Here is a 25,218-nt window from a genome sequence, read left to right as displayed (position 1 = left end):
AGTGATATTCAGGCGATGCGCTGCGGGGAGCCGGTGTCGTCGGAGGGCGCAGCGCTGACGCCCTCGATCAGCTGGAAGGCTTCTTCCCGGATCTGTTGGAACCGGGGCAGAACCTTGGTCGTGAGCTGGTTGCGCGGCCGCGGCAGATCGACGACGAACTCTTTGCGCAGCCGACTGGGCCGCGGCGAGAGCACGAAGAGTCGATCGGCGAGATAGACGGCCTCCTCGATGTCGTGCGTGACGAAGACGCACGTGAAGGGGGTCTCGGTCCAGATGTCCAGGAGCAGCTGCTCGAGGTGGATCTTCGTCAGCGCATCGACGGACGCGAACGGCTCGTCCATGATGACCAGGCCTGCCTCGGCTGCCAGCGCTCTGGCGATCGCGCACCGCTGCTGCATCCCCCCGGACACCTGCCAGGGGTAGAGCGACATCGAATCCGTGAGCCCGACCCGGTCGAGGGCGTGCCTCGCTCGCTCGCCGGCGGCCGGCCGAGGGACCCCGTGCAGCGCGAACCGGACGTTCTCTTCGAGGGTCATCCAGGGGTACAGGCTGCGGTTGTACTCCTGAAAGACCACCGCGACGTCGGCGGGCACACCCTGCACGGGACGCCCGTCGATCGTCACGGACCCCGACGAGGGGGCCATGAGCCCCGAGAGACAGCGCAGCAGTGTGGTCTTTCCCGCTCCGGATGGACCGAGGACGACGCCGAACTCTCCTTCGGCGATGTGCAGGTCGAGGCCGTCGATGACTTTGCGGCCGCCGAAGGCCTTCACGAGACCGTCGGCGTGAAGGGCGACAGGATTAGGCAAGGTTTCCTCCTTGGAAGGCCGGGTGCCATCTCAGAACACGACGTTCGACGGCGACGAAGATGGTGTCGAAGATCCACCCCAGCAACGCGAGGAGCAGGACGGCCCCGTACGTTCCGCTGACGTTGAAGGTCTGCTGGGCGAAGTTCATCCGGTAGCCCAGCCCTTCGCTGGATGCCAGCACCTCCGAGACGACCATCAGGATGAGCGAGATGCTCAAGGCGGTCCGCAGGCCGGCCATGATCGTGGGGAGGCATGCGGGAAGAATGACACGGGAAAGGCGCACCCCGTAGGGCGTGCGGGCTGCGCGCGCGACCTCCAGGTACATCGGATCGATGCGCCGAGCGCCGTCGAAGGTGTTGAGGAGCACGGGCCAGAATGCACCGAAGACGATCACGGAGATGACCAGCTGCGGACCGAGACCCAGCACGAGCAGCGCGACGGGCACGATCAACGCGGGCGGGATCGATCTCATGAAGGAGATGAGGGGATGCACCCACGCGTCGAGGCGACGAAGGCTCCCCAGAATGAGTCCGACGACCACGCCCAGGACTCCCGCGATGGCGAACCCGACGATCACGCGGACGATCGAGGGGAGGACATCCTCGACCAGGGACGGCCCCGTGAGATACCCGATCATCGACTCGAGCGCGCGTGTGAACGTCGTCGTCGAGGATGTCGCCGAGACGGTCGCCGCGACCTGCCACAGGATGAGCAGCGCGGCCAGGACCAACCATCCGATGCCGAGCTTGAGCCCCCGGATGCCGATGACACCCGATCGCCGCGGGACGGACGCCGTCGTCATGATTCGACCTTCCGGTTGTCGGGGCTCCAGCCCAGGGCGCGATGCTGGATCACACCGATGAGTCCCGTCACCGCGACTCCGAGCAGACCTCCCCATACGATGCCCGCATATCCCGCGGCCACCTGGGCACTCCCCCGGGACTGCAGGATGAAGCCCCCCAGCCCCGCGCTGCCGACGATCAGCTCGGTGGACACGGTGATCACCAGGCCGATTCCGGCTGCCACCCTGATGCCCGTCACCACGCCCGGGAGGACGGCGACCATCGACACACGGAAGAAGATGTGCAGTCGGTTGTACCCCAGCACCCGCGCGGTCTCGGCGTACTGCTCCGGCAGCTCGCGAAACGCGTAGAGCGTGTTGAAGAGGACCGGCCACACGCATCCGAAGACGACGAGCGAGAGCACCATCGCCGGCCGCAGCCCGAACGCGAGGACGGCGACCGGAACGAGCGCGATCGCGGGCACGGTACGCAGGAAGCTGATCACGACGCTCGAGCCGGCGCGCACCCACGACGAGGCTCCCGCCACCGATCCCCAGACGACGCCGAGGACGATCGCCGCGAGGAGACCCCCGAGCCAGGCGAACAGCGTCGGCGCAAGCACCCGCGCCCAGGTTCCGTTCGCGAAGCCCTCACCGAAGGCACGGGCGATGTCCGCGATCGACGGCACATAGGCCGGGGGAAGGATGTTCAGGACGCGAAGCAACTCCCACAGAAGAGCCGCGCAGACGAAGCCGCCCGCGCCCTTGAGGACGGCGATGAGGCCCCGCGGAACGGTGCGCGACGCGACCTGCTCGGCCGGCGCCGCATCCGGCGACCGCCTCTCGATCACATCAGCGGGACTCATCACTTCCTCCTCGAAGTTACTCCGTACACGTAGCATTAGACTATGCAGCATCCTGCTGGATGCGTCAAGCCCCAGGGGGTTGCTGACCACCAAGGATCGGGTATTTGATCCGTGTACGTAGTGGATGCTGGCCAGAGAGGATGACATGGGCTCGCCCCGTAAGCCGTTCGACGCCCGCTTTCTCGCTGCGCTCACCATCGGGCCGGCGCTGAACCCGCTGAACTCGACGATGGTGGCCGTTGCCCTCCAGCCGGTGGCAACCGCACTCGACGTGCCGCTGCGCTCCACGGTCTGGCTGGTCATCTCGTTGTACGTCGCCTCGGCGATCGCGCTGCCCACCCTGGGAGCCCTCGCAGATCGCATCGGGCCGAGACGGGTCTATGTCGCCGGGCTGGCGACCGTGATCGCGGGGGCGGTGATCCCCACCATCTGGCCCACGCTGGAGGCGGCGGTCACCGCGCGAGCCCTTCTGGGGGTGGGTACCTCCGCGGCCATCCCCTCGGCCCTCGCGATGATCGCCCAGCAGGCCGAGCGATCGGAGCGGCCGGCGCCGCCTGCGGCGCTGGCCACCGTCTCGGTGTCGGCACTGGTGGCGACGGCCGTCGGACCGACGGTGGCCGGGCCGCTCATCCTGGTCTTCGGCTGGCAGTCGATCTTCTGGGCGAACATCCCGCTGGCTGCGATCGGATGCCTGATGGCGTGGCGGTGGTTGCCACCGGACCGGCGGAGAGCTCGCTCGCATCCCCCCATCGCGAGCGACCGGTCCCCCCTCGATGCGCCCGCGCCGCAGGGCGAGCGCGCGTGGGCGCCCCTGGCACGCACCTACGCACGCATCGTGCTGATCTTCACCGGCGTGTACACGTTCGTCTTCGGATTCGTCCCGTGGATACAGGGCCCGTACGGTCTGGACGTCGCGGCGAGCGGGCTCGTACAGCTACCTTTCGCCCTCGCATCCATCGGCTGCGGCTTCGCGCTCGCGCGCGTTCGCCGCATCCGGGTGCTCCTCATCCTGGCGACGGTCAGTGCGATCGTCGGGTCCCTCGTCCTCTCGCTCCTGCACGACGATTCACCGCTCTGGGTGGTGCTGGTCGCGTCGACCGTTCTCGGGCTCGCTCAGGGCCTCGGCTTCGGCGCGACCCAGAACTCTCTGTACCTCCAGGCCCCCGCGGGCAAGACCGGACGCGTGGCCGGCATCGGCCGCACCTTCATGTACGCCGGCGCTGCCACTTCCGCGTGGCTGATCGGCAGCGCGTACGGCGATACTCCGACGACGGCCGGCTTGCACGTCCTCGCGTACGCGATGATCGCCTGCGCAGCGGCGGCGCTCGTGCTCACGGTGGCCGACCGCCGGCTCCCCCGCCACTACTGATGCGTCAGATGATGGCGCGAGCCGATCCGCCGATGGTGGGGAAGAGCTCCTCGAGCGACAGCTGCCGGCCCGTCAAACCCTGACGATGCAGATACCGGGTGGCCGTTTCCAGCACTCCGCGGTTGGCCTCCACGCCATACGGCCAGTAGTCCTCGCCCATCACGTCGCGCGTCCGATCTGCCTCACTGAAGGCGAAGGGCAGAGCCACCGCGAGCGACCCGCCCGAGCCGAGGGCCCCGAGCGCGAGGTTCTTCGCACTCTCGAACGCATCCTGAAGCGCGCCGGGGAGCCATCGGTGGCGCTCGGCCACGTCCTTGCGCACCGCGAAGACGTGCATGATCGGGAAGATCGAGGTTCGCCGGAAGTAGTCCGCCTCGACCGTGGACGGGTCCGCCCACAACCGCCGCATCCGTCCCTCGCCGGCACCCGTAGGCGGATACGGCGAGTACAGAGCATCGATCGTCCCGTCCGCCAGGGCTTCTGACAGCGATCCGCGAGCGAGCGGGGCGATCTCCACGCCGGGGGGTGCCACCGGGATCTTCTCCGACCGGCCGTGGGCTCGAAGGCCCCCGGTGCGGTACGAGACGCTGTCGTGCGGGACCCCGTACTCGTCCTCCAGCATTCCGCGGATCCACACGGCCGCCGTCATCTGGTACTCGGGGACCCCGACGATCTTTCCGGCCAGATCCGCCGGCTCACGGATGCCGGCATCCTCTCCCACCCAGATTCCGTTGTGCCGGAACGCTCGCGACGGAAACGCCGGCAGAGCGACATAGGCGGCCTCGCCCCGGTCGACGGAGACGGCGTACGACGACAGTGACAGTTCGGTGACGTCGAACTCCGCCGACCGGAACGCCCGCAGGAAGATCTCCTCCACGGGCAGGAGGAGGGTGGTGAGGTTGACACCCGGAACGCGCACGCGACCGTCCGCGATCGCGGCGATGCGGTCGGTCGCATTCGCCGCCACGGAGATCTCGATCATTCGCTTCCTCCTGCAGGGTCGGCGTGGACGGCCGAACGACCCGGGACGATGACCGGCTTGATCTCCGCGCCCGAGCGGATCGCCGACAACGCGTCGTCCACCTCGTTGAGACCGTACTCCGACCCCAGCAGGGCGGAGAAGTCGAACCTGTCCGCGTGGGTGACGGCGAAGTCGAAGGCGCGCCAGTAGTGCGAAACGTCGGCGCTGACGGAGCCCACGAGAGTGATCTGATCGAGGTTGATCCGCGTCGCCGGGATCTGGGCGGGAACCGGATCGGTCTGACCGACCACGAGGTAGCGCCCGCCTCGACGGACGAGACCCAGCCCTTCCTCGACGGCGAACCTGCTCCCCGCCGCCTCGACGACCAGGTCGGCGCCGCGACCGTCGGTCCACTCGCGCACCCATTCCGCCCGCTCCTGTGCCGACGACGATTCGAGATCGAGGGTCTCCACCGCCCCCCACGAGGTCGCGATGTCCAATCGGCGGCGGGGCGCGCCGATGACGGCGACTTCGCGTGCGCCGCTGCCCAGGGCGTAGGCGAGTGCGTACAGCCCCACCGCTCCGCTGCCTTGGACGAGGACGCGGTCGAGCGGTTCGACTCCCCCGGCCCGCTCGAACGCGTGCACGACCGTGCGGAACGCGCAGGTCAGTGACGCCGCAACGGCGTCGGGGAGCGCGTCGGGGACGCGCACGATTCGGCACGCGGGCATGACGTACGCGTAGCGGCTGTAGCCCCCCGTGACGAAGGGGAACACATCGGCAGGACCCCATCCGTACTGGCGCGCCCGGGCGCATAACGTCGGCTGCTTGGCGATCGCGCACCAGTAGCACTCGCCGCACCATGCGTAGGACCAGGCGATCCGGTCACCGACACGCACGCGGCCGCCTGCCACATCCCACCGACCGGCCGATCCGATGGCGACGACGCGCCCGATGATCTCGTGTCCGAGGAGCACCGGAAGGTGGGATGCGCCGCCGTCGAAGTCGCCCGCATGGATGTGCACGTCGGTTCCGCACATGGTGGTTGCGAGCACTTCGACGATGACGGCCGTGGGCTCGGGGTCGGGGACCTCGAGTTCGGAGACCTCGACGGGCCGGCCGTACTCCACGAGGAGCGCGGCCGCACTGGTGGTAAAGCTCATGGCTCAGGCGAAGTCGAGAGGGCTCAGCGCGTGGAAGGAGGAGCGATGGAAGATCAGGGGATCAAGGTCTTCTTCGACGTCCAGGCCGTGGATGCGCAGGACGATCAGGAGGTGATCACCAGCCTCGTGCTCGTGCTCCAGGGACGTGTTGAAGGTCGCGATCGAACCGTCCAGCACCACCGCGCCGCCGCCCTCGAGCACCTCGTACTCGACGCCGGCGAAACGATCCCCCGACTTGGACGCGAGCTGACGCACGATGGGGCTCTGCGACTGCGAGAGAACGGAGATCCCGAGACGCTCCGCCGCACGTAGCTGCGGCCACGTGCGGGATTCCCGCATCACGGCGAATGCCACCAGGGGCGGATCCAGCGAGATCCCCACTTGAAGCGAGGCGACGACGAATCCGGTCACCTGTGCGTCGACCTCGGCGCAGACCGCCGCCAAGCCCGAGGGAAATTGCGCGAAGACCCGTCTGAGCCGGCCGTCGTCGAAGATCGTGTGGAACTCCGTGCTCTTTCGCGGTGCCATCATCTCGCCTTTCGCCTACGTGATCTCGCCCTTCGCCTGCTCGCGCTCAGCGTGACCTCCTCGGCCCGCCGGCGTCGAGGAGCTTCCCGCCATGCGGCAAAGTTCCCTCTTCGACCCCGTCGGGGTGGCGGGTGCGCGCCGCCACTCGGGCGACCCGGTCCAGCGCCGGCCCCGCGTGGGCGAGGACTTCACCGAGCTTTGCGGCGAGATCGGCGGTGGAGCCGGGCGAGAACCGGATGCTCGGCATCACGACGGCGAGCGCCGCCGGGGTGCCCGCGCCCAGCGACGACAGCGGGACGGCGACGGCTGAGATCCCCTCCTCCGCGTCGCCGTGGTTGATGGCGACACCCCGCTCACGCACCACGTTGAGCTCCGAGAGGAGGCGTCGCAGATCCTCGCTTCCCGCCCGCTCGTGCCGGTCGCGGCGATACCTGTCGACGACGGCCGCGTCGTCGAACTGAGAGAGAGCGGCCTTGCCCCCTGCTGTGAGACGCGCGGGCAGAACCATGCCCTCCTGATCGCTGACGCGCAAGCGACGACTGGCCTCGACCGTCGCAACGACACGCCACCGCGTCTCGACCAGGATGCCGAGACTCATCGTCTCCCCGATATCCGAGGCGAACCGCGCCATGTCAGGCAGGACAGCATCGCGCAGCGAGAGCAGCGGGTGTTCGCTCGCTGTGAGGGTCAGGGCGGGGCCGGGCGTATACACCCTGCTTTCGTCCTGGAGAGCGAACCCGCGCCGCACGAGGCTGGTGAGCAGCCGGTGACTGGCCGACGTCGATACCTCGAGGGCGGCCGCAGCCTCCACGACGCCGATGTGTCCCTGATCCCGCAGGAGGTGAAGGAGGCGGAGGGCGTTGTCGACGGATTTGAGCACCCCCGGGCCATCGTTGGTCATGGGGGGATCGTAGGCGTCTCCCGCACGATCCGCGAGACAAAAATGCGTATACGGAGTGAGGCGGGAAAATTCTCTTTCCCATACCTGCACTCCGAATGCTACGGTAACCGTCCGTATACGTCTTATATTTTCCCCGCGGTCGAGGAGGACACGATGGCGAGAACCGATAGCAGGAGCGAGCAGTTGCGCGCGGCGAAGCATCCGGTCGTGAACGACCGAGCCCTGAAGCTGGGGACGTTCTCGACGAATCTCAGCGGCGGATGTGCGATCTCCACCGCTGAGGGTGTCTTGGAAGCGGACTGGGACAGCACGGTCGAACTGGCCCGGCTCGGAGACGCGATGGAGTTCGAGGCGCTCGTTCCCGTCGGCCGGTGGCGCGGATTCGGCGGCGAGACCGACTTCAACGGCGCAGGGTTCGAGTGCTTCACGTGGGCGGCGGGCGTGTCCGCCTCCACCGAGCGTGCGGGGGTGTTCGTCACGTCGCACGTGCCGACGATTCACCCGGTGATGGCGGCCAAGCAGGCCACCACGATCGACCACATCTCCGGGGGGCGATTCGCGCTGAACATCGTCACGGGGTGGAACGCACCGGAGATCGAGATGTTCGGCGCCCCGCTGCTTCCCCATGACCAGCGCTATGAGGTCGCTCAGGAGTGGGTGGACATCGTCCGCAATCTGTGGACGCGCGACGAGCCGTTCAGTTTCGAGGGACAGCACTTCACCGTCACCGATGCCCTCCTGAAGCCGCGGCCCGTTCAAGACCCGCACCCCGTCCTCATGAACGCCGGCAGCTCGTCGGCGGGGCGGCACTTCGGGGCGCGCAACTGCGACGTCGCCTTTGTCAGCACCGACATCGGGCAGCACTCCATCGAGGGCATCAAGGCGAAGGTGGACGACTTCAAGCGTCTCGCGCGAGAGGAATACGGCCGCGAGATCCAGGTGTGGATCAACGCGTACGTGGTGCACGGCGACACGGATGCCGACGCCCGCTCCTACCTCGACTACTACGTGAACCAGAAGGGCGACTGGGTCGCCGCGAACAATCTCGTGACCAACATGATCGCGACGAGCACGTCTTTTGCGCCGGAGACGTTGCGGGAGATGCAGTTCCACTTCATCGCCGGATGGGCGGGCTACCCGATCGTGGGAGATACCGAGCACATCGTCGATACGCTCGCGGCGCTGTCGACGACCGGCGTGGATGGCATCCTGCTGTCGTGGCCGCGGTACGTCCAGGACATGGGGCGATTTCACGAAGAGGTGTACCCGCTCCTGGTCCAGGCCGGCTTGCGGTGACGCTGTCCACTCCCCGCTCCGACGACGCGAAGGGGCGTCCACTGCGATCCTCCGAGTCCCCTGCCGATTGGGAGACGCGGCTGTTCACGAGCGACGGCCACGCCTCGTGGCGCGACGTGCGCGTTGCGGAGTTCGCTCACCCCCCGAACGCGGAAGATGCGCGCCTCGAGGCTTCCGATCGCTTCAAGGTCGTCCTCGTCACCCAGGGGGAGGCGTCCATCCAGTCGCTCACTCCGTTCAACCGCCGCGCGTTCTACGTGCCCGGAAGGTTGGGCATGACCCCCGCGGGCCGGGCGCCCCACCTGCGCTGGACGTCCGCGCTCCCCCTCGGGCTGCGGACGATACACGCCGAGTTCCCCCAAGGGCTTTTCGCTGAACCGCTGGGAGGCGACACGGCGTTCTCCGCGGACGAGCTACCCGATCTTCTCGCGACGAACGACCCGCTCCTGGAGGCCTGTGTCCGCGCACTCGATCGAGCAGCTCGTGAGGGAGCCGATGCTCTCTACGCCGAGTCGGCCGCCCGGTTCATGGCCGTCCACATTCTCGCTCGCCACAGCACCAGGCGCCTGCAGGAGCCGGGACCACAAGCCTCCGACTTCAGCGCCGTGATCGAGTACATCAGAACCGACCCCGGCGCCCCGATCTCGCTCAGCGACCTCGCGACGATCGCCGGGCTCAGCGTGTATCACTTCTCCCGCGCGTTCCGTCGCGCCGTCGGGCAGACGCCGTGGCAGTACGTGCTGGACAGCCGCCTGTCCGCCGCCTGCGCGGCGTTGCGCCAGACGGATGAGAGCGTCGCCGCGGTCGCGGTGCGTGCAGGATTCGCCACGCCCTCGCATTTCACGGCGGCGTTCCGCCGGCGCTACGGTGTGACGCCCAGCGTGTTCCGACGGGAGTTCCGGACGACCCCTGCGGCCGACCCGGACGCGCAGGGCTCCGCCGTGGCGTCCGGGTAGGAGGCGAGGATGGCGAGGTCCATCACCTCGTTGTGAATCCGCCGTTCACGAAGAACGTCTGGCCGCTGGCCCACCGGCCATCGGTCAACAGGAAGTGGAACCACGGGACGACGTCCTCGATGCGCGTGAGCCGGCCCTCCATCACCAGGCTGCTGACCAGTTCGGCTTCGCCTTCATGCGCGGCGTTCCAGAAGAAGGAGGTATCCATCGGCCCCGGCGCGACGTTGTTGACCGAGATCCTCCGGCCGGCCAATTCCTTCGCGAGCGCCCGGACGTAGTGCTCGTTGGATGCCTTGGTTCCGGCGTACACCGAGTAGAGGGGCGTGAACCCGGCGACCAGAGAAGTCACGGTGTTCAGGATCCTGCCGCCCTCTTCGACCTGCCGCGCCGCGGCGCGGAGCACGAGAAACGCGGCCTTGGTGTTGACGGCGATCATCTCGTCGGCGTCCTTCTCCTCGAACGACGTCATGTTCGTGCCCACCGCACGGCCAGCGGTGTTGACCACCGCGTAGAGGCTTCCGTACGTATCCAGAGCGGTGGCGAAGACGCGATCCACCTGCGCAGAATCCGTCAGGTCGCCCTGGACGACCACCCCGGCACCACCCGAAGCCTCGACGGCTCCCGCGGTCTCTTCCGCGGCCCCGGCTGTCGCCTCACTGTTGTAGTGGATGACGACGTTCGCGCCCTCCTCTCCGATCCGGCGAGCTATCGCGCCGCCCAGATTGTTAGCGCCTCCGGTGATGATGACGGTCTTGCCTGTAAGTGTGCTCATGCGTGAACGATACGAATGAGGACGCGCACGACACCGCCCGGCTCTTGCGGGGATTCCGTCGGAATATTGCTCCCGGCGCGACGCCCCGGATCAAGCGGGGCGCCTGGCAGCGCCGGTCATACCGAGATGTGCTCCGGTGCCGCTTCGCGTCACGCGACGCCCTGCGCGGACGTCGCTCTGCTCGCCCGCATCCGGTAACGCTGCGGCGATTCCCCCACCTCGCGCTTGAAGGCGTGGGAGAAAGAGCTCTCGGAGCCGTAGCCGAACCGGGCTGCGAGAGCTGCGACAGTGGCACCCTCCTCGGTCAGCGCGCGACGCGCCAGCAGCATGCGCCACCGGGTCAGGTACGCGTGCGGGGGAACACCGGCGACAGCGCGGAAGCGCTCGGCGAGGGTGGTTCTCGACATCCGCGCAGCCTGGGCGAGATCATCCAGGGTCCACTGCTTGTCAGGGTGGGCGTGTATCGCCGCGAGCACAGGATGAAGTTGGTCATCCGCCAGGGCGCGGAGCCATCCGGGGGGCAGATGTGCCATCTGCGCGGACGCACGGATGATCTCGAGCAGCAGCAACTCGCTGTATTGACGTGCGGCGAAGGAAGCACCTGCGCTGGCATCGGAGGATTCTTCGAAGAGCAGCCTGAGACTGTGACGCATGTTCCGGGCGTGTGGGAGGCTCCCCCGCAGGCACCCCAGTGTCGGAAGCGCTTCGGACAGCAAGGCCCGGCCGGCTCGGTCGAGCTCGATGTGACCGCCCAACACGATGTCCGATCCGCTCCCATCGAGGTCGAGGTGCTCGTCGTAACCCTCAGGGGGCGCGACCTCGCGTACCGGCCCCGAACCCACCCCGCCTTCCAGTTCCAACCACTCTCGGCCATTGAGGACGGCCACGTCCCCCGCTTCCAGCTCGAGGGGCTCCGCGCCGTTCGTCCGCAGGGTGAGGCGCCCTTGAACCACGCCGATGATCTTCAGTTGATCGCAGAGCGTCGCACGGGTCATCCAACTGTTGTCCACCGCGAACGCCCCCGAGAGGGTCGCGCGCACTCGTACCAGGTCGAGCACTTCTGACACGCGGTCGGAGAGCATTCTTCATTATCCCGCGTCCTCCACCGCGGCGGCGATCCACCCGACGACGCGCTCGCTGGGCCGCTCGTCGGTCAGCAGTTCGACCTCGCGGAGCCCGGTCGGACTGGTGACGTTGACTTCGGTGAGGCGCCCGGCGATGACATCGATCCCGACCAGGGCGAGTCCGAGGCGCCGAAGCTCCGGCCGCAGGCGACGGCAGATCTCCCGATCGGAGGGCGTGACCGACGTCTCCTCCGCAACCCCGCCCAGCGCGAGGTTGGATCGGAAGTCCTCCCCGGACGCGCGGCGGTTGATCGCTCCGATCGGTTCACCGTCCAGCAGGACGATCCGCTTGTCGCCCTCCGCCGCTCCGGCCAGATACTCCTGGACGACGACCTGACGTGTCCCCTGGTCGGTCACGAGGTCGATGAGCGCAGCTCCTCCCGGGTCGCCTCTGCGCAGCATGATGATGCCGCGCCCGCCCGCCCCGTCCAGCGGCTTGGCCACCGCCAGGTCCCATTTCTCCAGCGCGGCGCGGATATCGCGCGCGTTGGCCGTGACGATCGTGTCCGGGGTGAGGTCCGGCACCGCCAGCGCCAGGAGCTTCTCGTTCCCCTCGCGGAGCCCACGCGGGTCGTTGATCACGAGCGCACCCCCGCGAACGGCGACGTCGAGAACGAACGTCGCCCGCAGGTACGCGCTGTCCACGGGCGGGTCAAGGCGCATCAGGACGGCCACGCCGGGGCCCAGATCGATCCGTTCGACCTCGCCGGCCTGCCACCAGTCCGCCTCAACCACCCAGCGGCCGTCCTGTCGCTGGGCCGGAACTACCCGAACCGGTCGCGCCCAGGCTGCCGCTCGCGTGCCGTCGATGACCAGATCGGCTGCACCGGCCGTCCACACCTCGGCGCCGAACCGTTGAGCCGCCTCCATGAGGGCCACGCTCGTGTCATGGTGGGGGGCCAGCCCCTCGATCGGGTCGATGATGAAGACGAATCGCATGACAACCCCCGGGCGCCCAGCGGTGGAATCGACGGTTCAGTTCTGGAAGTGCGCAGGGAGGGAGACCAGCATCTTCCCGCTCGCCTCCCGACCGGCCATGCGCTCGTACCAGGCGGCGACGCTGGGTCGCTGTGGCACGTTGAGCCACTCGGTCCCCTCGCCCTCGATGTTGGTCGCCATGAAGGCGTACAGGATGATGTCGGCCATCGTGATGTCATCGCCCGCGAGGAAGCTCTTTCCTTCGAGGTCCTGGTCGAACTGATTGAGTCCGCGTTCGGCCAGCAGCCGGTTGCTCCGCCTCGCTTCGGGCTGAAGGATGCGGTGACCGCGGTAGGCGTTCTCGGCCGCCTCGCTGCCCCGCCAATGGTTCACAAACGGGAGGACGACGTCGAGATACGCCCGTCGGGTCCACATGTGGATCACCGCTCGCTCTTGCGGCGTGTCTCCGAACAGCCGCCGTCCGCCCTGCGCGACCTCATCGAAGTAGCCGCAGATCGCCGTGATCTCGGTGATGACGCTTCCATCGTCGAGGCGGAGTGCAGGAACCTCCCCTCGCGCGTTCACCTCGGTGAGGTACGGGCGCTTGCGATTCTCGAGGCCGACGAGATCGATCGTGACCACGTCGAAGTCGAGCCCGCCGCGTTCGTGGGCGAACAGTCGCACGGTCGTGGGGTTCGGTCCCGGTGCGTTTGCGTCGTACAAGATCATGCGTGATTCTCCTCGGAGCGTTACGGTGTCGGATCGGTGACGCCGGCTCGGTCCGTGCGCGACGTCGAGCTTTCGACGCTATGGCGGCGGCCGCCGGGCCACCATGCGCGGACGTTCGCGTCTGTTGCGCGAACGTCCGCCCGGTGGCGGATCAGCCGCCGGCGGCCCGCCCCGCACCGTCACGACTTGGAGGAGCTAGACCTCGAAGTCGACCGCCAGCCGGGTGCGGTACAGACGGGCGATCACGGGCGAGACGGCAACATGCGCCTCATGGTGGCGGTACTCCTCGAAGTCCTCGAGGTTGTCGAAATCCATCGTCAGCACCAGATCGGCGTTCTCATCCTGCAGCACGGTGTTCGCATCCAGCCGCATGCTCCGGATGGCCGCGATGGCGTCGGGCAGCGGAGACATCGCGTCGATGATCTGCTGCTGCATCCGCGTCCGCTCCGCCACGTCGTCCGAATCGAGCCGCCACATCACCACGTGCCTGAACATCACGTCTCCCCTGAGTGGCCCCAGCGTAACGCAACGGAGTTGCGGCTAATGCGCGCTAGGACCCCCTCACCGCCCGCGCACGTGGTTCCACTGCGCGATGACCTCCGAGCCGTGCTCGTACCCGAGTTCGCTGAGCGCCGACGTGCCCAGGAGGAAGTAGCGACCACCCGCGGCGGTCAGACCGAGCCACACCCCCGCGAGCGCGCGCAGGAAGTGCCCGTGCGAGAACAGCAGTACGTCCTGGCCGCTGCGGACGAGAGGACGGATGGTCTCGAGCAGCGACTCCGCACGGGCGGTGACCTGAGCGACGCTCTCGCCCGGCGTGGCGCCCGCCGGTGTCCCGGCGTCCCAGACCATCCACGGGCGGCGGATCTGTTCGCCGATCTCCGCGCTTGTCAGCCCCTCGTACGCCCCGTAGTCCCACTCCACGAGCCGCGCATCCTGCTGCGCGTCGGCGAAGCCCGCGCGACGTGCGGTGTCCACAGCCCGGCGAAGCGGGCTGGAGAGAACGAGGTCGAAGCGCCGGGAAGCGAGGAGCGTCCCCGCCAGCTCGGCCTTGTACGCGCCGGTCTCGGTGAGCGGGATGTCCGTCAGTCCGGTGTGGCGGCCGTTGCGGCTCCACTCGGTTTCGCCGTGCCGCACGAGCACGATGCGTCCTTCGGATCCGGCCCTCGCTGTCTCGCTCATCCCCTCATCCTGCCCCGGGGAAGACCCGCCACGGCGCGATGGAGGCGAGCTGCGCACTTCGCGGATTCGGTCCGATCAGAGAGGATGAAGCGGCGACGCGCCATTCGTCCGACGCCATCACCCCGAAAACCAGAGAACGAGAGCCCCCCCATGATCGCTCGATTCGAGGAACTCGACTGGCAGGAGACGCGCATGGGCGAGCTGACCCTGCGCCGCCGCGCAGACCCGGCGACAGGTGAGCTGATCTACGAGGTGAAGTTGAAGGACGAGTACCTCATGTCCAGCCTGTTCACCCGCGCCGAGGAGGAGCTCGCCACGCTGGGCCTCGCCGCCGCAAACGGTACGGACCTCGACGTGCTCGTCGGGGGTCTGGGCCTGGGCTACACCGCCGCGACCGTGCTGCACGACAGCCGCGTGCGGAAGCTCGATGTGATCGAGGCGCTCCCCGCGGTGGTGGGGTGGCACGAGAGGGAGCTGCTCCCGATGTCCGCACAGCTGGTCCGCGACCCGCGGACGACCCTCGTTCACGGCGACTTCTTCGCTGTGGCGCGCAGCACACCGGGGCCGGAGGACGCCCGGTATGACGTCATCCTGCTTGATGTCGATCACTCCCCGCGGCACACCCTCGATCCCAGTCACGCCGACTTCTACACCGCGACGGGACTCGCATCCCTCTCCCGGCATCTCACCGACGGCGGCGTTTTCGCCCTGTGGTCGGATGACCCGCCCGACGCCGACTTCATGGCAACGCTCGCGTCGGTTCTCGACGACTGCGCAGCCCACGTCGTGGCGTTCGACAACCGCCTCACCGGGGGAACGTCGTCCAACACGATCTACGTCGCAACCCGGGGTTAGGTCGCCCCGATCGGCACGGGTGACCGTCGACGTACTACGCCTGTCCCGCGCCCGTCCACCCCTTCCCCGCGGACCCCACCCCAGGCCATGGTGGAGTGTGCAGTTCACAGACGACCTCGGCGCCTGGGTGGCGCGACAGCGCTGGTACGCGGGCAAGAGCCACCAACCTCGGTTCCGGATCCTCGACGCGCAGCCTGCCCCCGGTGCCACGCGCTACCTGCTCATGGATGACGCGGGCTCGCTGCCGGCGCTCTATCACGTGCCCTTGGCGCTCGTCGCGTCCCCCACGGACACCGATACCGTCGTCCACCACGACGCAGACGGCTATCTCGTGGATGCGACCCAGCATCCGGACTTCACCATCGCGATGCTCGCCGAGATGGGCGTGGACGTCAGCCGGGTGACGGGTTCGCGGGTGCTCACGGGTGAGCAGTCCAACACGTCGATCGTCTTCGACGAGGACGGGCAGCCCACGATCATCCTCAAGCTGTTCCGCACCCTTCATCACGGCGAGAATCCTGACGTCACCGTCCAGCGCGTGCTGAGCGACGCGGGCTCGCCGTTCGTGCCGCGATTCCTCGGGAGCCTCGAGGCGGAGTGGCCGGACGTCGGGCGCGAGCCCGGCGTCGCGCACGGCACCCTCGGCTTCGCGCAGGAGTTCCTCCGCGGCGTGCGTGACGGGTGGGCCGTCGCACTCGAGGCCGCCCGAGAGGGGGGGGACTTCACCGAGGCCGCGCGCGATCTGGGGACTGCGGTGGCCGGGGTGCATGGAGCCCTCGGCGCGGCGCTGGAGACATCGGATGCCCGGCCCGACGACGTGGCGGCCACGGCGGCCGCGTGGCGGCGGCGGCTCGCCACCGCCGCGGCCGAGGTGCCCGCTGTCGCCGACCGGTTCGCTGCGATCGACGCCGTCTATCAGGCAGCACTCGAGCGCCCCTGGCCCCGGCTGCAGCGCATCCACGGCGACCTGCACCTCGGGCAGGTGCTCGCGGTACCCGATGGCGGGTGGCGCATCGTGGATTTCGAGGGCGAGCCCCTCCGCCCGATGGAAGAGCGCGCGATCCCCGACCTTCCTCCCCGTGACGTCGCCGGGATGCTGCGATCCTTCGACTACGCGAGCGCGGTCGGCGGCGGACCCGCGGCGGCCGACTGGGCGGCGGCGTGCCGGGCGGCGTTCCTGGACGCCTACGCCGGCGCGCCCGGCTCCGTCGACCTCGACCCCGTGCTCCTGAGGGCGCTCGTGCTCGACAAGGCGGTCTACGAGGCGACCTACGAGGCCCGCAACCGGCCCGACTGGCTGCCGGTGCCGCTCGCGGGCATCGACGCCGCCCTCGCGCCGGAGTCCCTCGCCTCCTGAGTCAGTCGGCGACGGTCTCCACCGGCTGGAGCACGAGGAACAACGCTCCGTACGGGGGCAGCGAAACGGCGAAGCTCTGCAGGTCGTCGACGCGCCCGATCGTCTCGCCCGAGGCCGCGTCCACCACATCGCTGTGCGGCACCAGCTGCTCCGACCGCACGGTGCCCTCCGTCGGCTCGGAGCAGAAGTTCAGCACGGTCACCTGCATCGGGGCATCCGCCTGCGCGTCGCCGTTGTCGAGGCGGTGCACGAGCACGAGCATCCCGGGATGCGCGACCTCCGGGACATCGACCTGCGACGCGGTCGCGATGCCGTACTCCCGGCGGAGGTCGAGGATGCCGGCCAGCCGCGATGCGAACGACGTCGGGTCATCCAGCTGGGCAGGCAGCGGGCCGTAAAGCGCGCGCCCGCGCGGCATGCCCGCCGGCGAGCGGGTCGCCCCCGGATCGACGTCGAGCAGATCGTGGGCGCCGCGCTCGATCCACCGCGTGTCGCCGGCTGCGAGCAGGTCGGCGACCTCGTTGGCCGGGATGGTGAGCATCCCGGTGAGGTCCCAGCCGGAGAGGGCGAAGACGCCGGGCTGCCACGCGTTGTACGCGCAGAGCAGGAGGTGCGCGTCGCGGATGGCGGGCACCTCCGCGTCGGTGATCTCCTCGAGCCGCTCGATCCCCCGCGTCGCCGCGATGAGCGAGGTCGACGTGCAGGCGATGCCGTTCTGGGTGAAGACGCGGTTGTAGTCGGCGGTGCCGGTGAGATGCTCGGTGAGGTCTGCGCGCACCTCTTCGGCGAGCTGACCGCCGGAGATCTCGCGCCCGCGGAAGCGGTAGAGATCGTCGTCGTGCCGGGTCGCCCAGTGGACGAGTTCGTAGGTGAGCTCGTCGTGGTTCTGCATCCCGTGCACGAGCTGCACCGGCTGGACGCCGAGCTGGAGTGACGTCGTCAGCGCAAGCCGGAGGAACTCGGTCTGACCCGTTGCGAGGGCGTGGTGGTAGCCCGGACGCCCGATGAAGTCGTAGGAGAGGTCAGCACCGACGGCCGCGGTGTCGCGGATGTCCTCGATCGTGAGGTTGAGCTCCTGGAAGGTGAAGCCGCCCACCTTGCGCACCATTCCGGCGATGATGTGGTTCGCCGCGTGGGAGAGCGGATGTCCCTCCGACCAGCCCGGAAGACCCTCCGCACTCTTTTCCACGCCGAGGAAGCCGTTCGCGTCCAGGCGCAGGGCGCTCGTGCCGAGCTCGCCCAGTGAGTGCAGGGCATCCCCGATGACCAGACGCATGCCCGCGAAGGTGGGGTCCAGCCAGTTGATGGAGGGCTGACCCTGCTTGAAGTAGTGGAGGTACACCCAGCGGCGCGTGATGCCGTCGGGGCCGATGACGGGCGCGGTCGCGCTCCAGTTCGTCTCCTTCACGCCCGGCGTGTAGAAGATGACCCGCTGGAGAGCCCCGATGATGTACCCGCGTCCCTCGAGCTCCTGCTCGGTCGCGGGGTCGAGGTTGACGCTGTCGACCCCCTCGGGCACCTCGGGGAGAAGGTCCCAATCCTCGGGCGGGATCTCCACCATGTGGTAGATGCCCGGGTAGTCCTTGAACCCCATCTCCGCGAGCCGGAAGTCGGCGCCCTTCCCGGTGTGCCCGGGCACGATGTCGTCGATGATGCTGCCGCCGTGGCTTTCGGCGACGTCGCACAGGGCACGGAATTCCTCCTCGACGCCGAACGCGGGGTCGATCTCCGTGCTGATGCGGTCGAAGTGGCCGTCGACGCTCGGGGTTTCGAGCCATCCGGCGATGCCGCCCGCCCTCTTCACCGGTCCGGTGTGCACCGCGGTGATTCCGACGCGCTCGAACGCCGTCCACAGCTCCTCGTCGCCGAGCGCCGCGAGGAACGACTGCCCCGGCCGGGTGATGAGCGAGATCGGGTATGCCGTGAACCACACATCGCTCGTCGCGATGGCCCGTCGGGCATCGGGGCGTGCGTAGGGGTTGCGCCACATCGCCGGCTGTCCGGCGAGCTGGCGGGCGAGGACATCCGCGTCCTTGAGCATCGACTGGCGCACGAGCCACTCGACGTACGACGGGTTGGTGCCGTTCGCCGTGCGCGGGTCGGTCTTGATGCGACGCACGCTCCCACCGCGGAACTGGTCGCGCGGGCGCAGCCTCCGGGGGCGCGCGGGATAGCGCTGCTCGTCGTAGCTGATCTCGATCTTCTCGGGATCGGTTTCTTCGGTGTCGAACGTGCCCGTTCCGGGCAGGTCGATGGGGCCGGTGTAGAGATCCTCCGGCCGATGCGCGTCGGGTGCCATTCCTCAACGCTATTGGAATCCGATCCCCCTGGGCCGAGGGGTGGCGTGTACCTCCGCGAAGCACTATGAAACGAGCGCGAGTGGCGTCACGCTCCGTCGGGCGCCGGCGAGCCGGAGGGGAGCGTCTTGTGGAAGATCAGGAACCGACACGGGGTCGCCAGTTCCGACGCGAGGTGCGGATATTCGACGTCGAACTCACCGGTGCGTACCTGCCGATAGCCGATGCGTTGATACCACTCGAGGAGGAACTCCTTGGATGGATGCGACCACGCCCGGGGGACGAGAACCTCCAGCTGCATCGTGCGCAACCCCGCCTCTTCTGCCCAGCGCTCGACGAACTGCACAAGCCGCCGCCCGACCCCCTGCCCACGCACGGCGGGGTCGGCGACGAGCATGCCGAATTCCCCCGTCTCGGTACCCAGCTGTTGCACGCGAACCGCGCCGACGATGACGCCGTCCCGGTCGGCCACAGCGATCTCGCCACGACGGATGAGGTCGTCCATCTCCTCCCGGTTCGTGCGCGCCGCTCCGTCGCGCCACATACCCGCCTCGCTGACTTCGTACACGTCGTTGACGAGCGTGACCAGGTGATCGATGTCGTGATCCTCGCCGGGCTGCAGCATGTGGACGAGGGCGTCGGCGGCGTTTGGCATAGGTGTTCCTTCCGAGGGGTGGTGGGTCGACGAGCCGGATACCGACTCGTTCCGGCCACGCGTGGCTCGCGCCACGCCGGTTCATGCGGCGGCGCCTTCGGTTTGCGGGAGACCACGCACAGCGTAGAGCGAATCCCCGGCGAAGAGTCGGGTCTCCCAGTGAACGGTGAGGCACGAGCTCATCAACGCGTCCGCCCGCGGCGAGTGGGCGCGGGCTTAAGCCGCGTGCGGGATCCGCAGCGGCCGCTGTCATCGGTGCCTTCTTCGGCACTCGAATGGCCCGAACGGCTCTGGCCGGGTGGTCGGACGCTGCTCGAGCGGCTGTCGGTCAGCCCTTTTCGTGGCGTCGATACGCCAGGGGCGTGATTCCGTGTAGGACCTTGAACTGTCGGGAGAAGTAGAACGGGTCTGAGTAGCCCACCTCGACAGCGATCAGGGCGACCGGCCAATCGGTTGTGTCGAGTAGCAGTCGCGCCTGCGACATGCGAACGCCGGTCTGATAGCGAAGCACCGGCGATCCCACCTGCTTTCGAAAGAGCGCCGCGAAGTGCGAATCGCTCATTCCGGCGATGCGCGCAAGTTCCTTCACCGAGGTCGATTGTGCTGGCTGCTCCTGGATGCGGCGCCGCGCCTGTTCGATCAGTGCCGATCGTCCGCCCGGTGCCGTGCGGCTCGCGCAGAGCAGCACCATGAGGTGCCAGATCGCGCCGGCGACAGCGAACAGTCCTGCCTCGGTGGGATAGCTCTCGAGTGTTGTCACGATCTCGTCAATGAGCGCGACCTCGCGAAACGGATCTGCCGACTCTCGAACCGGAGACAGGGAGGTGATGTGAGCGCGAGAAAGCAGAGCCGGAACCTGGAGGCCATCGACATGAACCCACCAGAGCGTCCATGGGCTGTCCGGATCGGCACCGTAGGCGTGCGCCGTCCCGGGGGGAATCACGAGTACCTGGCCTGCGCGCACTGCATGACGTGTGCCGTCGATGGCGCACCAACCTGCTCCCTCCGTGCAGACGATCACAATCGCTTGTCGCACGCCTCGTCCACGACGCACGCCGTGCGCTCGCGCCTCAGGGAAGTAGCCGGCGTCGGTCGCCACCAGTTGGTCGGTGGGGGGAGTGTGCAGGGCCGCCACGACCTGCGGGCGAGGAACGACGACCAGGCGTTGTCCTGGAAAGCCTTCGCGTATCGACAAGTCGCCTCCGATCATTGTTTTGTCCAGTTTGTCAGTCGCATCGGGCATTCTGCGCCAGCATCTTGGCGTCTACCGTCAAGGCATGCTCGACGCCGAGACAAGCAGCGCTTCGCGGATCGTTCTGCCGCCCGCCCCCCCGGAGGCGGCTGATTCTCCCGTGTTCGCATGGTCCGAGCCAGTGATGATCGACACGTACGCGCCGGAGCTTCCCGATGAGCTGCCCGCCTTCCTGGAGAAGCGCGTCTACCAAGGCTCCTCCGGCCGGGTCTACCCTCTCCCGTTCCACGAGCGAGTTTCGGCGCGCAAGGCGCCCCAGGAATGGCAAGCGGTACACATCGAAAACCGCTGGGTGAGGCTCATGATCCTCCCTGAGCTGGGCGGTCGTATCCACATCGGCCTGGACAAAACGAACGGCTACGACTTCTTCTACCGCAACAACGTCATCAAGCCGGCGCTTGTCGGCCTGGCGGGACCCTGGGTCTCGGGTGGCGTGGAATTCAACTGGCCTCAGCACCACCGGCCCGGAACCTTCCTCCCGACAGACGTGCAGATCGAACACGACGACGATGGATCGGTCACTGTCTGGTGCTCGGACCACGACCCATTCACTCGGATGAAGGGCATGCACGGCGTACGACTCCGTCCCGATAGCGCCGTAGTCGAAGCGCGGGTGCGTCTCTACAACCGCAGTGAGACATCGCAGACCTTTCTGTGGTGGGCGAACGTGGCGGCCGCTGTGGGGGACGACTACCAGTCCTTCTTTCCGACCGATGTGCGCTTCGTGGCCGACCACGCCAAGCGCGCGATCGCATCGTTTCCGCGCGTCGACGGTCTCTACTACGGCGTCGACTATCCGGCGAGGGTCGACGCCGAGCACCCGGATGCTGACCGACTCGACTGGTACCGCAACATCCCCGTGCCGACGTCGTACATGGTCACCGACACGGCTCACGAGTTCTTCGGCGGCTACGACCATTCCGTGCGGGCGGGTTTCGTTCACGTGGCAGACCGGCACATCTCGCCGGGTAAGAAGCAATGGACGTGGGGCAACGCGCCGTTCGGGTGGGCGTGGGATCGCAACCTCACCGACGAAGACGGCCCGTATGTGGAGCTGATGGCGGGGGTATACACCGACAATCAGCCGGACTTCGCCTACCTCGCGGCCGGTGAGACCAAGTCCTTCAGCCAGTTCTGGTACCCCATCCAGGAGATCGGACCGGCGCACATCGCGGACAGGGAGCTGGCCGCTCGGGTAGACGTGGAAAACGGTGAGGTGCGCATCGGTATCGCTCCTGCCGCCCGCCTCACGCAGCGGCGGGTGACCGTCTCCTGCGGCGATCACGTGCTGGTCGATGTGACGCGCGACCTCGAGCCCGGAGAGCCCGTGCATCTCCGCGCAACTCTTCCGCTCGACGCGGGGGCGCACGAGGTCCTCCTCATCGTCAGCGCCGACGACGGGTCGACACTTCAGTTCCGCCATGTGGAGGCCACGGAAGAACAGGAGCCGCCAGCCCCGGCTGTCGAGCCGCCGGCGCCCGCCGACATCGAGACGATCGACGAGCTCATCCACGTGGGGTCGTACCTCCGGCAGTACCGCCACGCGACTCGGTCGCCGGAGCCGTACTGGCGCGAGGCGCTCGCGCGTGACGGTGGTGAGACGCGGGCTTTGGCGGCCCTGGCCTGGCACGCCTACGGGAACGGGCAGATTGGCGAGGCACGCGAGCTTTTCGCCGCTGCCGTCGAGCGGCAGACGCGGTGGGTCCCGACCCCTGCGTCGGGAGAGTCGCTTTACGGATTGGGTCTCGCCCTCGCGAGGTCCGGCGACGACGAGGGCGCGATGGCCAGATTCGCGCGCGCGGCGTGGGATGCCGCCTATGCCACTCCCGCAGGATTCGCGTTAGCCAGGCTCGAGGCGAAGACCGGGCAGAGCACGCGAGGCATGGAGCGCCTGAGCGCGCTGATCGAACGCGATCCTGAACATGGGCAGAGCCGGGCACTGCTCGCCGCACTCCTGATCGAGTCTGGCGACGACGCCTCGGCATCCGCGGTTCTGGACGAAGCCCTGAGACGGGATCCGCTCGATCAATGGGCGCGGCACCTCGCACATCAGCCGCTGAGTATCGACGCACGAACCGTGCTCGACGTCGCTCGCGAGTATGCGGCGGCGGGGCTCTACTCGCGTTCTCTAGAGGCGCTCGAGGATGCGGAGGCTGCGGTGCCTCACCGGGCGATCGGCCAGTCACAGGTCGCGCCGTTGATCGCGTACGAGCGTGCGCGGGTCCTGAGCATCCTTGGCCGCGGTGACGATGCAGACCGCGCCCGAGAGATCGCCCGTAACCTGGATGCGCGGTGGTGCTTCCCGTCGGGGCTGGACGACCTCGTGACCTTGTCGAATGCGCTCGCGACGGACGGGAGCGATCCTGTCGCGTCCCTCCTCCTCGGCCATTGGCTCTATGACGCCCGGCGGTATGACGACGCCATCGGCGCATGGCAGAACGCGCTGGTCCACGGAATCGGGCAGCGCGGCGCGACAACCGCTCACCGCAACCTGGGTATTGCGTTCTTTAACGTTCGACACGACGCCGCTGGCGCCCGTGAACACTACCGCCGGGCGCTCGAGCTCTCGCCACGCGATGCGAAACTCCGTTACGAGGCGGATCAGCTGTGGGCGCGCACCGGCGCGTCGGCGCGCGAGCGACTCGCCGCCCTCGACGAAGCCGCGGATCTCATCGAGGAGCGTGACGACCTCGCGGTGGCGTACGCGGGATTGCTCGTGGACACCGAACGTGCCGACGACGCCCGCGCGTTCCTAGAACGCCGAAACTTCCAACCCTGGGAGGGGGGCGAGGGCCAGGTTCTCAGCGTGTGGGAGGCGGCCGCCATGCGACTCTCCGAGTCGGCGCTGCGTCGCGGGGACTCAGAGAACGCTGTCGCGTTGCTGGTCAGTGCTCTGCGCCCGCCGACGAACCTCGGCGAGGCCCGTCACCAGCTGGTGAACGATGCGCACCTCCGGCTGGCCCTCGGCGATGCCTACGCTGCGGCTGGCGACCTCAGGGGCGCGCATGAGCAGTGGGGGATCGCCGCGTCCTTCACCGGCGACTTCACGAACATGAGTTCGCAGCCCTACAGCCGCCAGACGGCCTACTCCATTCGAGCTCTTCGGCGTCTGGGGGATGACGCAGGGGCCGACGCACTGTTGTCGTCTCTCAAGTACTGGACCGAAGTCCTCGCGGCCACTCCCGCCCGGATCGACTACTTCGCGACAAGCCTGCCGACCATGCTGCTGTTCGACGACGACCCGCAGCATGTGCGGGATCGCGAAGTGGACGAGCTGCGCACGATCATCGCCGAACTCGAAGCGGCCGATGCAAACACGCCCCGCAAAGGCGGGCGTACCCTCGCTTCCGGCGCAGACGCCGGAGCGCTGAACACAAGAGAAAGGTGAATGCGATGACCATTCGACAAAGGCGTCTGTGGGGGATGGGCGGTTTGTCCGCCCTCTTGGCCGCGACGATCGCTCTGACCGGATGCGCCGGGGCGGGAGCCCCGGGCGGCAGCGGAGGCGAAGGCCAGGCGGAGACGATCCGGATCGGTGCGCTCTATCTCGACTCGCAGGGGTACTACGGTGGCGTCAAGGCCGGTGTCGCTCAGGCTGCGGAAGAGAGCGGTCTCGATGTCGAATTCCTCGAGACGACGTCTGCGGGTGACGTCTCGAAGGAGAGCACCTTCATGAATACGCTGGTCTCTTCCGGCGTTAGTGCGGTCATCATCTCGGCTGTCTCGGCGGAGGGGAGCATCCCCGCCATCAAGCAGGCCTACGACGCCGGGATCCCCGTCATCTGCTACAACACGTGCGTTACGGACGAGGCGACAGAAGCGTACGTGACCGCCTACATCCTGGGTGACCCCGTAGAGTTCGGACGGATGCTCGGCGAGGCTGCTGCGCAGACGTTCACCGAGGCGGGAATCACCGCACCGAGGATGGGCGTGATCAACTGCGAGCAGTACGAGGTGTGCCAGCAGCGTCTCGTCGGCTTCGAGACAGCCCTGACCGAGGCTCTTCCCGACGCCCAGATCGTCGCGAACCAGGAAGGCGCGGAGGTCGACCGGGCTGTCCCCGTGGCCGAGCAGATGCTGTCGGCCAACCCCGACCTGGACGGTCTCTATGGAGAGGCCGGCGGTGCGACGATCGGCGCCTTCAAGGCCGTGGGCACACGCGGTCTTGGGGGGCAGGTCTCGGTGTTCGGCTCGGACATGACGACCGAGATCGCCACGGAGCTCGAATCGGGCGAGGTGCTCAAGTACGTCGTCGACATCTCCGGCATGGAGGTCGGGTTGCTCGCGTTCGCCGCCGCCCAGGACGCGATCGAGGGCAATGCTCCGGCGGAGAAGGTGGTTGCCGCGCCGATCACGCTCTACGGGCCTGGCGACGCCGCCGAGTGGCTCGAGACGCACCCCGACGGACTCCCGTAATCGATCGGGGCTCACCTCGCCTGCGGGGTGA

General features: G+C 68.1%; 23 protein-coding genes. 7 read left to right on the top strand and 16 right to left on the bottom strand.

Features of this window, described 5'->3' with window-relative positions; all coding sequences use genetic code 11:
• Window positions 1-8: 8 nt before the first annotated feature.
• From AC2DGY_RS13360 to AC2DGY_RS13350, 3 genes are read right to left on the bottom strand one after another with little or no spacing between them, the layout of a single operon-like run.
• Window positions 9-809, bottom strand: a complete 801-nt coding sequence (locus tag AC2DGY_RS13360; RefSeq protein WP_484510242.1) for an ABC transporter ATP-binding protein — start codon at window positions 807-809, stop codon at window positions 9-11.
• On the bottom strand, window positions 802-1,611 hold the full coding sequence (locus tag AC2DGY_RS13355; protein WP_484510241.1) for an ABC transporter permease: 810 nt from the start codon (window positions 1,609-1,611) through the stop codon (window positions 802-804). Before AC2DGY_RS13355 ends, AC2DGY_RS13360 begins: the two co-directional genes overlap by 8 nt.
• Window positions 1,608-2,456, bottom strand: coding sequence for an ABC transporter permease (locus AC2DGY_RS13350; RefSeq protein ID WP_484510240.1), 849 nt, complete (start codon window positions 2,454-2,456; stop codon window positions 1,608-1,610). The genes AC2DGY_RS13355 and AC2DGY_RS13350 overlap by 4 nt, the downstream gene beginning before the upstream one ends.
• A 145-nt stretch (window positions 2,457-2,601) precedes the next feature.
• On the opposite strand from AC2DGY_RS13350, the gene AC2DGY_RS13345 reads away from it, so the two are divergent.
• The gene (locus tag AC2DGY_RS13345) at window positions 2,602-3,825 is read left to right on the top strand and encodes an MFS transporter (protein WP_484510239.1); all 1,224 of its coding nucleotides are present in this window, start codon (window positions 2,602-2,604) and stop codon (window positions 3,823-3,825) included.
• Between the two features lie 4 nt (window positions 3,826-3,829).
• Here AC2DGY_RS13345 and AC2DGY_RS13340 read toward each other — a convergent pair whose 3' ends face one another.
• From AC2DGY_RS13340 to AC2DGY_RS13325, 4 genes are read right to left on the bottom strand one after another with little or no spacing between them, the layout of a single operon-like run.
• Window positions 3,830-4,807, bottom strand: a complete 978-nt coding sequence (locus AC2DGY_RS13340) for a substrate-binding domain-containing protein (RefSeq protein ID WP_484510238.1) — start codon at window positions 4,805-4,807, stop codon at window positions 3,830-3,832.
• The gene (locus tag AC2DGY_RS13335) at window positions 4,804-5,949 is read right to left on the bottom strand and encodes a zinc-binding dehydrogenase (protein ID WP_484510237.1); all 1,146 of its coding nucleotides are present in this window, start codon (window positions 5,947-5,949) and stop codon (window positions 4,804-4,806) included. The genes AC2DGY_RS13340 and AC2DGY_RS13335 overlap by 4 nt, the downstream gene beginning before the upstream one ends.
• Before the next feature lie 3 nt (window positions 5,950-5,952).
• Window positions 5,953-6,477: a flavin reductase family protein gene (locus AC2DGY_RS13330; RefSeq protein ID WP_484510236.1), complete on the bottom strand. Its 525-nt coding sequence runs from the start codon at window positions 6,475-6,477 to the stop codon at window positions 5,953-5,955.
• Between the two features lie 46 nt (window positions 6,478-6,523).
• Window positions 6,524-7,378: an IclR family transcriptional regulator gene (locus AC2DGY_RS13325; protein WP_484510235.1), complete on the bottom strand. Its 855-nt coding sequence runs from the start codon at window positions 7,376-7,378 to the stop codon at window positions 6,524-6,526.
• Window positions 7,379-7,531: 153 nt separating this feature from the next.
• Between AC2DGY_RS13325 and AC2DGY_RS13320 the strand changes: the two genes are divergently transcribed.
• Window positions 7,532-8,674, top strand: coding sequence for an LLM class flavin-dependent oxidoreductase (locus AC2DGY_RS13320; RefSeq protein WP_484510234.1), 1,143 nt, complete (start codon window positions 7,532-7,534; stop codon window positions 8,672-8,674).
• Window positions 8,671-9,630 carry a helix-turn-helix domain-containing protein gene (locus AC2DGY_RS13315; protein ID WP_484510233.1) on the top strand — a complete coding sequence of 320 codons (960 nt, stop codon included), beginning with the start codon at window positions 8,671-8,673 and terminating at the stop codon, window positions 9,628-9,630. The genes AC2DGY_RS13320 and AC2DGY_RS13315 overlap by 4 nt, the downstream gene beginning before the upstream one ends.
• A 22-nt stretch (window positions 9,631-9,652) precedes the next feature.
• On the opposite strand, the gene AC2DGY_RS13310 is transcribed toward AC2DGY_RS13315, so the two are convergent.
• From AC2DGY_RS13310 to AC2DGY_RS13285, 6 genes are all read right to left on the bottom strand, one after another.
• Window positions 9,653-10,402, bottom strand: a complete 750-nt coding sequence (locus tag AC2DGY_RS13310) for an SDR family oxidoreductase (RefSeq protein WP_484510232.1) — start codon at window positions 10,400-10,402, stop codon at window positions 9,653-9,655.
• A gap of 149 nt (window positions 10,403-10,551) precedes the next feature.
• The gene (locus tag AC2DGY_RS13305) at window positions 10,552-11,484 is read right to left on the bottom strand and encodes an AraC family transcriptional regulator (protein ID WP_484510231.1); all 933 of its coding nucleotides are present in this window, start codon (window positions 11,482-11,484) and stop codon (window positions 10,552-10,554) included.
• A 6-nt stretch (window positions 11,485-11,490) separates the two neighbouring features.
• Entirely contained in the window at window positions 11,491-12,465 is a 975-nt protein-coding gene (gshB, locus tag AC2DGY_RS13300) for a glutathione synthase (protein ID WP_484510230.1), read from the bottom strand.
• 36 nt (window positions 12,466-12,501) lie between these two features.
• Entirely contained in the window at window positions 12,502-13,173 is a 672-nt protein-coding gene (locus tag AC2DGY_RS13295) for a glutathione S-transferase family protein (protein ID WP_484510229.1), read from the bottom strand.
• A 195-nt stretch (window positions 13,174-13,368) separates the two neighbouring features.
• The gene (locus tag AC2DGY_RS13290) at window positions 13,369-13,668 is read right to left on the bottom strand and encodes a Dabb family protein (RefSeq protein ID WP_484510228.1); all 300 of its coding nucleotides are present in this window, start codon (window positions 13,666-13,668) and stop codon (window positions 13,369-13,371) included.
• A 66-nt stretch (window positions 13,669-13,734) separates the two neighbouring features.
• Window positions 13,735-14,355, bottom strand: coding sequence for a histidine phosphatase family protein (locus AC2DGY_RS13285; RefSeq protein WP_484510227.1), 621 nt, complete (start codon window positions 14,353-14,355; stop codon window positions 13,735-13,737).
• 150 nt (window positions 14,356-14,505) lie between these two features.
• Here AC2DGY_RS13285 and AC2DGY_RS13280 point away from each other — a divergent pair, with 150 nt between their 5' ends.
• Together AC2DGY_RS13280 and AC2DGY_RS13275 are read left to right on the top strand one after the other, a co-directional pair.
• Complete coding sequence (locus AC2DGY_RS13280) at window positions 14,506-15,210, top strand: spermidine synthase (RefSeq protein ID WP_484510226.1); 705 nt, start codon at window positions 14,506-14,508, stop codon at window positions 15,208-15,210.
• 97 nt (window positions 15,211-15,307) lie between these two features.
• Window positions 15,308-16,567 carry a maltokinase N-terminal cap-like domain-containing protein gene (locus AC2DGY_RS13275; RefSeq protein WP_484510225.1) on the top strand — a complete coding sequence of 420 codons (1,260 nt, stop codon included), beginning with the start codon at window positions 15,308-15,310 and terminating at the stop codon, window positions 16,565-16,567.
• A 1-nt stretch (window position 16,568) separates the two neighbouring features.
• On the opposite strand, the gene treS is transcribed toward AC2DGY_RS13275, so the two are convergent.
• The 3 genes from treS to AC2DGY_RS13260 form a co-directional block, all read right to left on the bottom strand.
• Window positions 16,569-18,866 (bottom strand): maltose alpha-D-glucosyltransferase, encoded by a 2,298-nt coding sequence (gene treS / locus AC2DGY_RS13270; protein ID WP_484510224.1) that lies wholly within the window; start codon window positions 18,864-18,866, stop codon window positions 16,569-16,571.
• A gap of 86 nt (window positions 18,867-18,952) precedes the next feature.
• Window positions 18,953-19,519 (bottom strand): GNAT family N-acetyltransferase, encoded by a 567-nt coding sequence (locus AC2DGY_RS13265; RefSeq protein ID WP_484510223.1) that lies wholly within the window; start codon window positions 19,517-19,519, stop codon window positions 18,953-18,955.
• Window positions 19,520-19,847: 328 nt separating this feature from the next.
• Complete coding sequence (locus AC2DGY_RS13260; protein WP_484510222.1) at window positions 19,848-20,618, bottom strand: helix-turn-helix domain-containing protein; 771 nt, start codon at window positions 20,616-20,618, stop codon at window positions 19,848-19,850.
• Window positions 20,619-20,637: 19 nt separating this feature from the next.
• Here AC2DGY_RS13260 and AC2DGY_RS13255 point away from each other — a divergent pair, with 19 nt between their 5' ends.
• Both AC2DGY_RS13255 and AC2DGY_RS13250 read left to right on the top strand, forming a co-directional pair.
• Window positions 20,638-24,159 (top strand): tetratricopeptide repeat protein, encoded by a 3,522-nt coding sequence (locus tag AC2DGY_RS13255; protein ID WP_484510221.1) that lies wholly within the window; start codon window positions 20,638-20,640, stop codon window positions 24,157-24,159.
• A gap of 5 nt (window positions 24,160-24,164) precedes the next feature.
• Window positions 24,165-25,187 (top strand): substrate-binding domain-containing protein, encoded by a 1,023-nt coding sequence (locus AC2DGY_RS13250; protein WP_484510220.1) that lies wholly within the window; start codon window positions 24,165-24,167, stop codon window positions 25,185-25,187.
• The last annotated feature ends 31 nt before the right edge of the window (window positions 25,188-25,218 follow it).

The sequence above is a fragment of the Microbacterium sp. Z6_144 genome (genome assembly GCF_057197625.1).
Note: the sequence above shows the minus strand (reverse complement) of the source record. Positions and strands in the feature narration are given on the sequence as shown.

Excerpts from the sequence above, each read along its gene's own strand:
- AC2DGY_RS13355 (WP_484510241.1), bottom strand. The coding sequence starts at position 1,611 with ATGACGACGGCGTCCGTCCCGCGGCGATCGGGTGTCATCGGCATCCGG.
- AC2DGY_RS13350 (WP_484510240.1), bottom strand. The coding sequence starts at position 2,456 with ATGAGTCCCGCTGATGTGATCGAGAGGCGGTCGCCGGATGCGGCGCCG.
- AC2DGY_RS13345 (WP_484510239.1), top strand. The coding sequence starts at position 2,602 with ATGGGCTCGCCCCGTAAGCCGTTCGACGCCCGCTTTCTCGCTGCGCTC.
- AC2DGY_RS13340 (WP_484510238.1), bottom strand. The coding sequence starts at position 4,807 with ATGATCGAGATCTCCGTGGCGGCGAATGCGACCGACCGCATCGCCGCG.
- AC2DGY_RS13335 (WP_484510237.1), bottom strand. The coding sequence starts at position 5,949 with ATGAGCTTTACCACCAGTGCGGCCGCGCTCCTCGTGGAGTACGGCCGG.
- AC2DGY_RS13330 (WP_484510236.1), bottom strand. The coding sequence starts at position 6,477 with ATGGCACCGCGAAAGAGCACGGAGTTCCACACGATCTTCGACGACGGC.
- AC2DGY_RS13325 (WP_484510235.1), bottom strand. The coding sequence starts at position 7,378 with ATGACCAACGATGGCCCGGGGGTGCTCAAATCCGTCGACAACGCCCTC.
- AC2DGY_RS13320 (WP_484510234.1), top strand. The coding sequence starts at position 7,532 with ATGGCGAGAACCGATAGCAGGAGCGAGCAGTTGCGCGCGGCGAAGCAT.
- AC2DGY_RS13310 (WP_484510232.1), bottom strand. The coding sequence starts at position 10,402 with ATGAGCACACTTACAGGCAAGACCGTCATCATCACCGGAGGCGCTAAC.
- AC2DGY_RS13305 (WP_484510231.1), bottom strand. The coding sequence starts at position 11,484 with ATGCTCTCCGACCGCGTGTCAGAAGTGCTCGACCTGGTACGAGTGCGC.
- gshB (WP_484510230.1), bottom strand. The coding sequence starts at position 12,465 with ATGCGATTCGTCTTCATCATCGACCCGATCGAGGGGCTGGCCCCCCAC.
- AC2DGY_RS13295 (WP_484510229.1), bottom strand. The coding sequence starts at position 13,173 with ATGATCTTGTACGACGCAAACGCACCGGGACCGAACCCCACGACCGTG.
- AC2DGY_RS13290 (WP_484510228.1), bottom strand. The coding sequence starts at position 13,668 with ATGTTCAGGCACGTGGTGATGTGGCGGCTCGATTCGGACGACGTGGCG.
- AC2DGY_RS13285 (WP_484510227.1), bottom strand. The coding sequence starts at position 14,355 with ATGAGCGAGACAGCGAGGGCCGGATCCGAAGGACGCATCGTGCTCGTG.
- AC2DGY_RS13280 (WP_484510226.1), top strand. The coding sequence starts at position 14,506 with ATGATCGCTCGATTCGAGGAACTCGACTGGCAGGAGACGCGCATGGGC.
- treS (WP_484510224.1), bottom strand. The coding sequence starts at position 18,866 with ATGGCACCCGACGCGCATCGGCCGGAGGATCTCTACACCGGCCCCATC.
- AC2DGY_RS13265 (WP_484510223.1), bottom strand. The coding sequence starts at position 19,519 with ATGCCAAACGCCGCCGACGCCCTCGTCCACATGCTGCAGCCCGGCGAG.
- AC2DGY_RS13250 (WP_484510220.1), top strand. The coding sequence starts at position 24,165 with ATGACCATTCGACAAAGGCGTCTGTGGGGGATGGGCGGTTTGTCCGCC.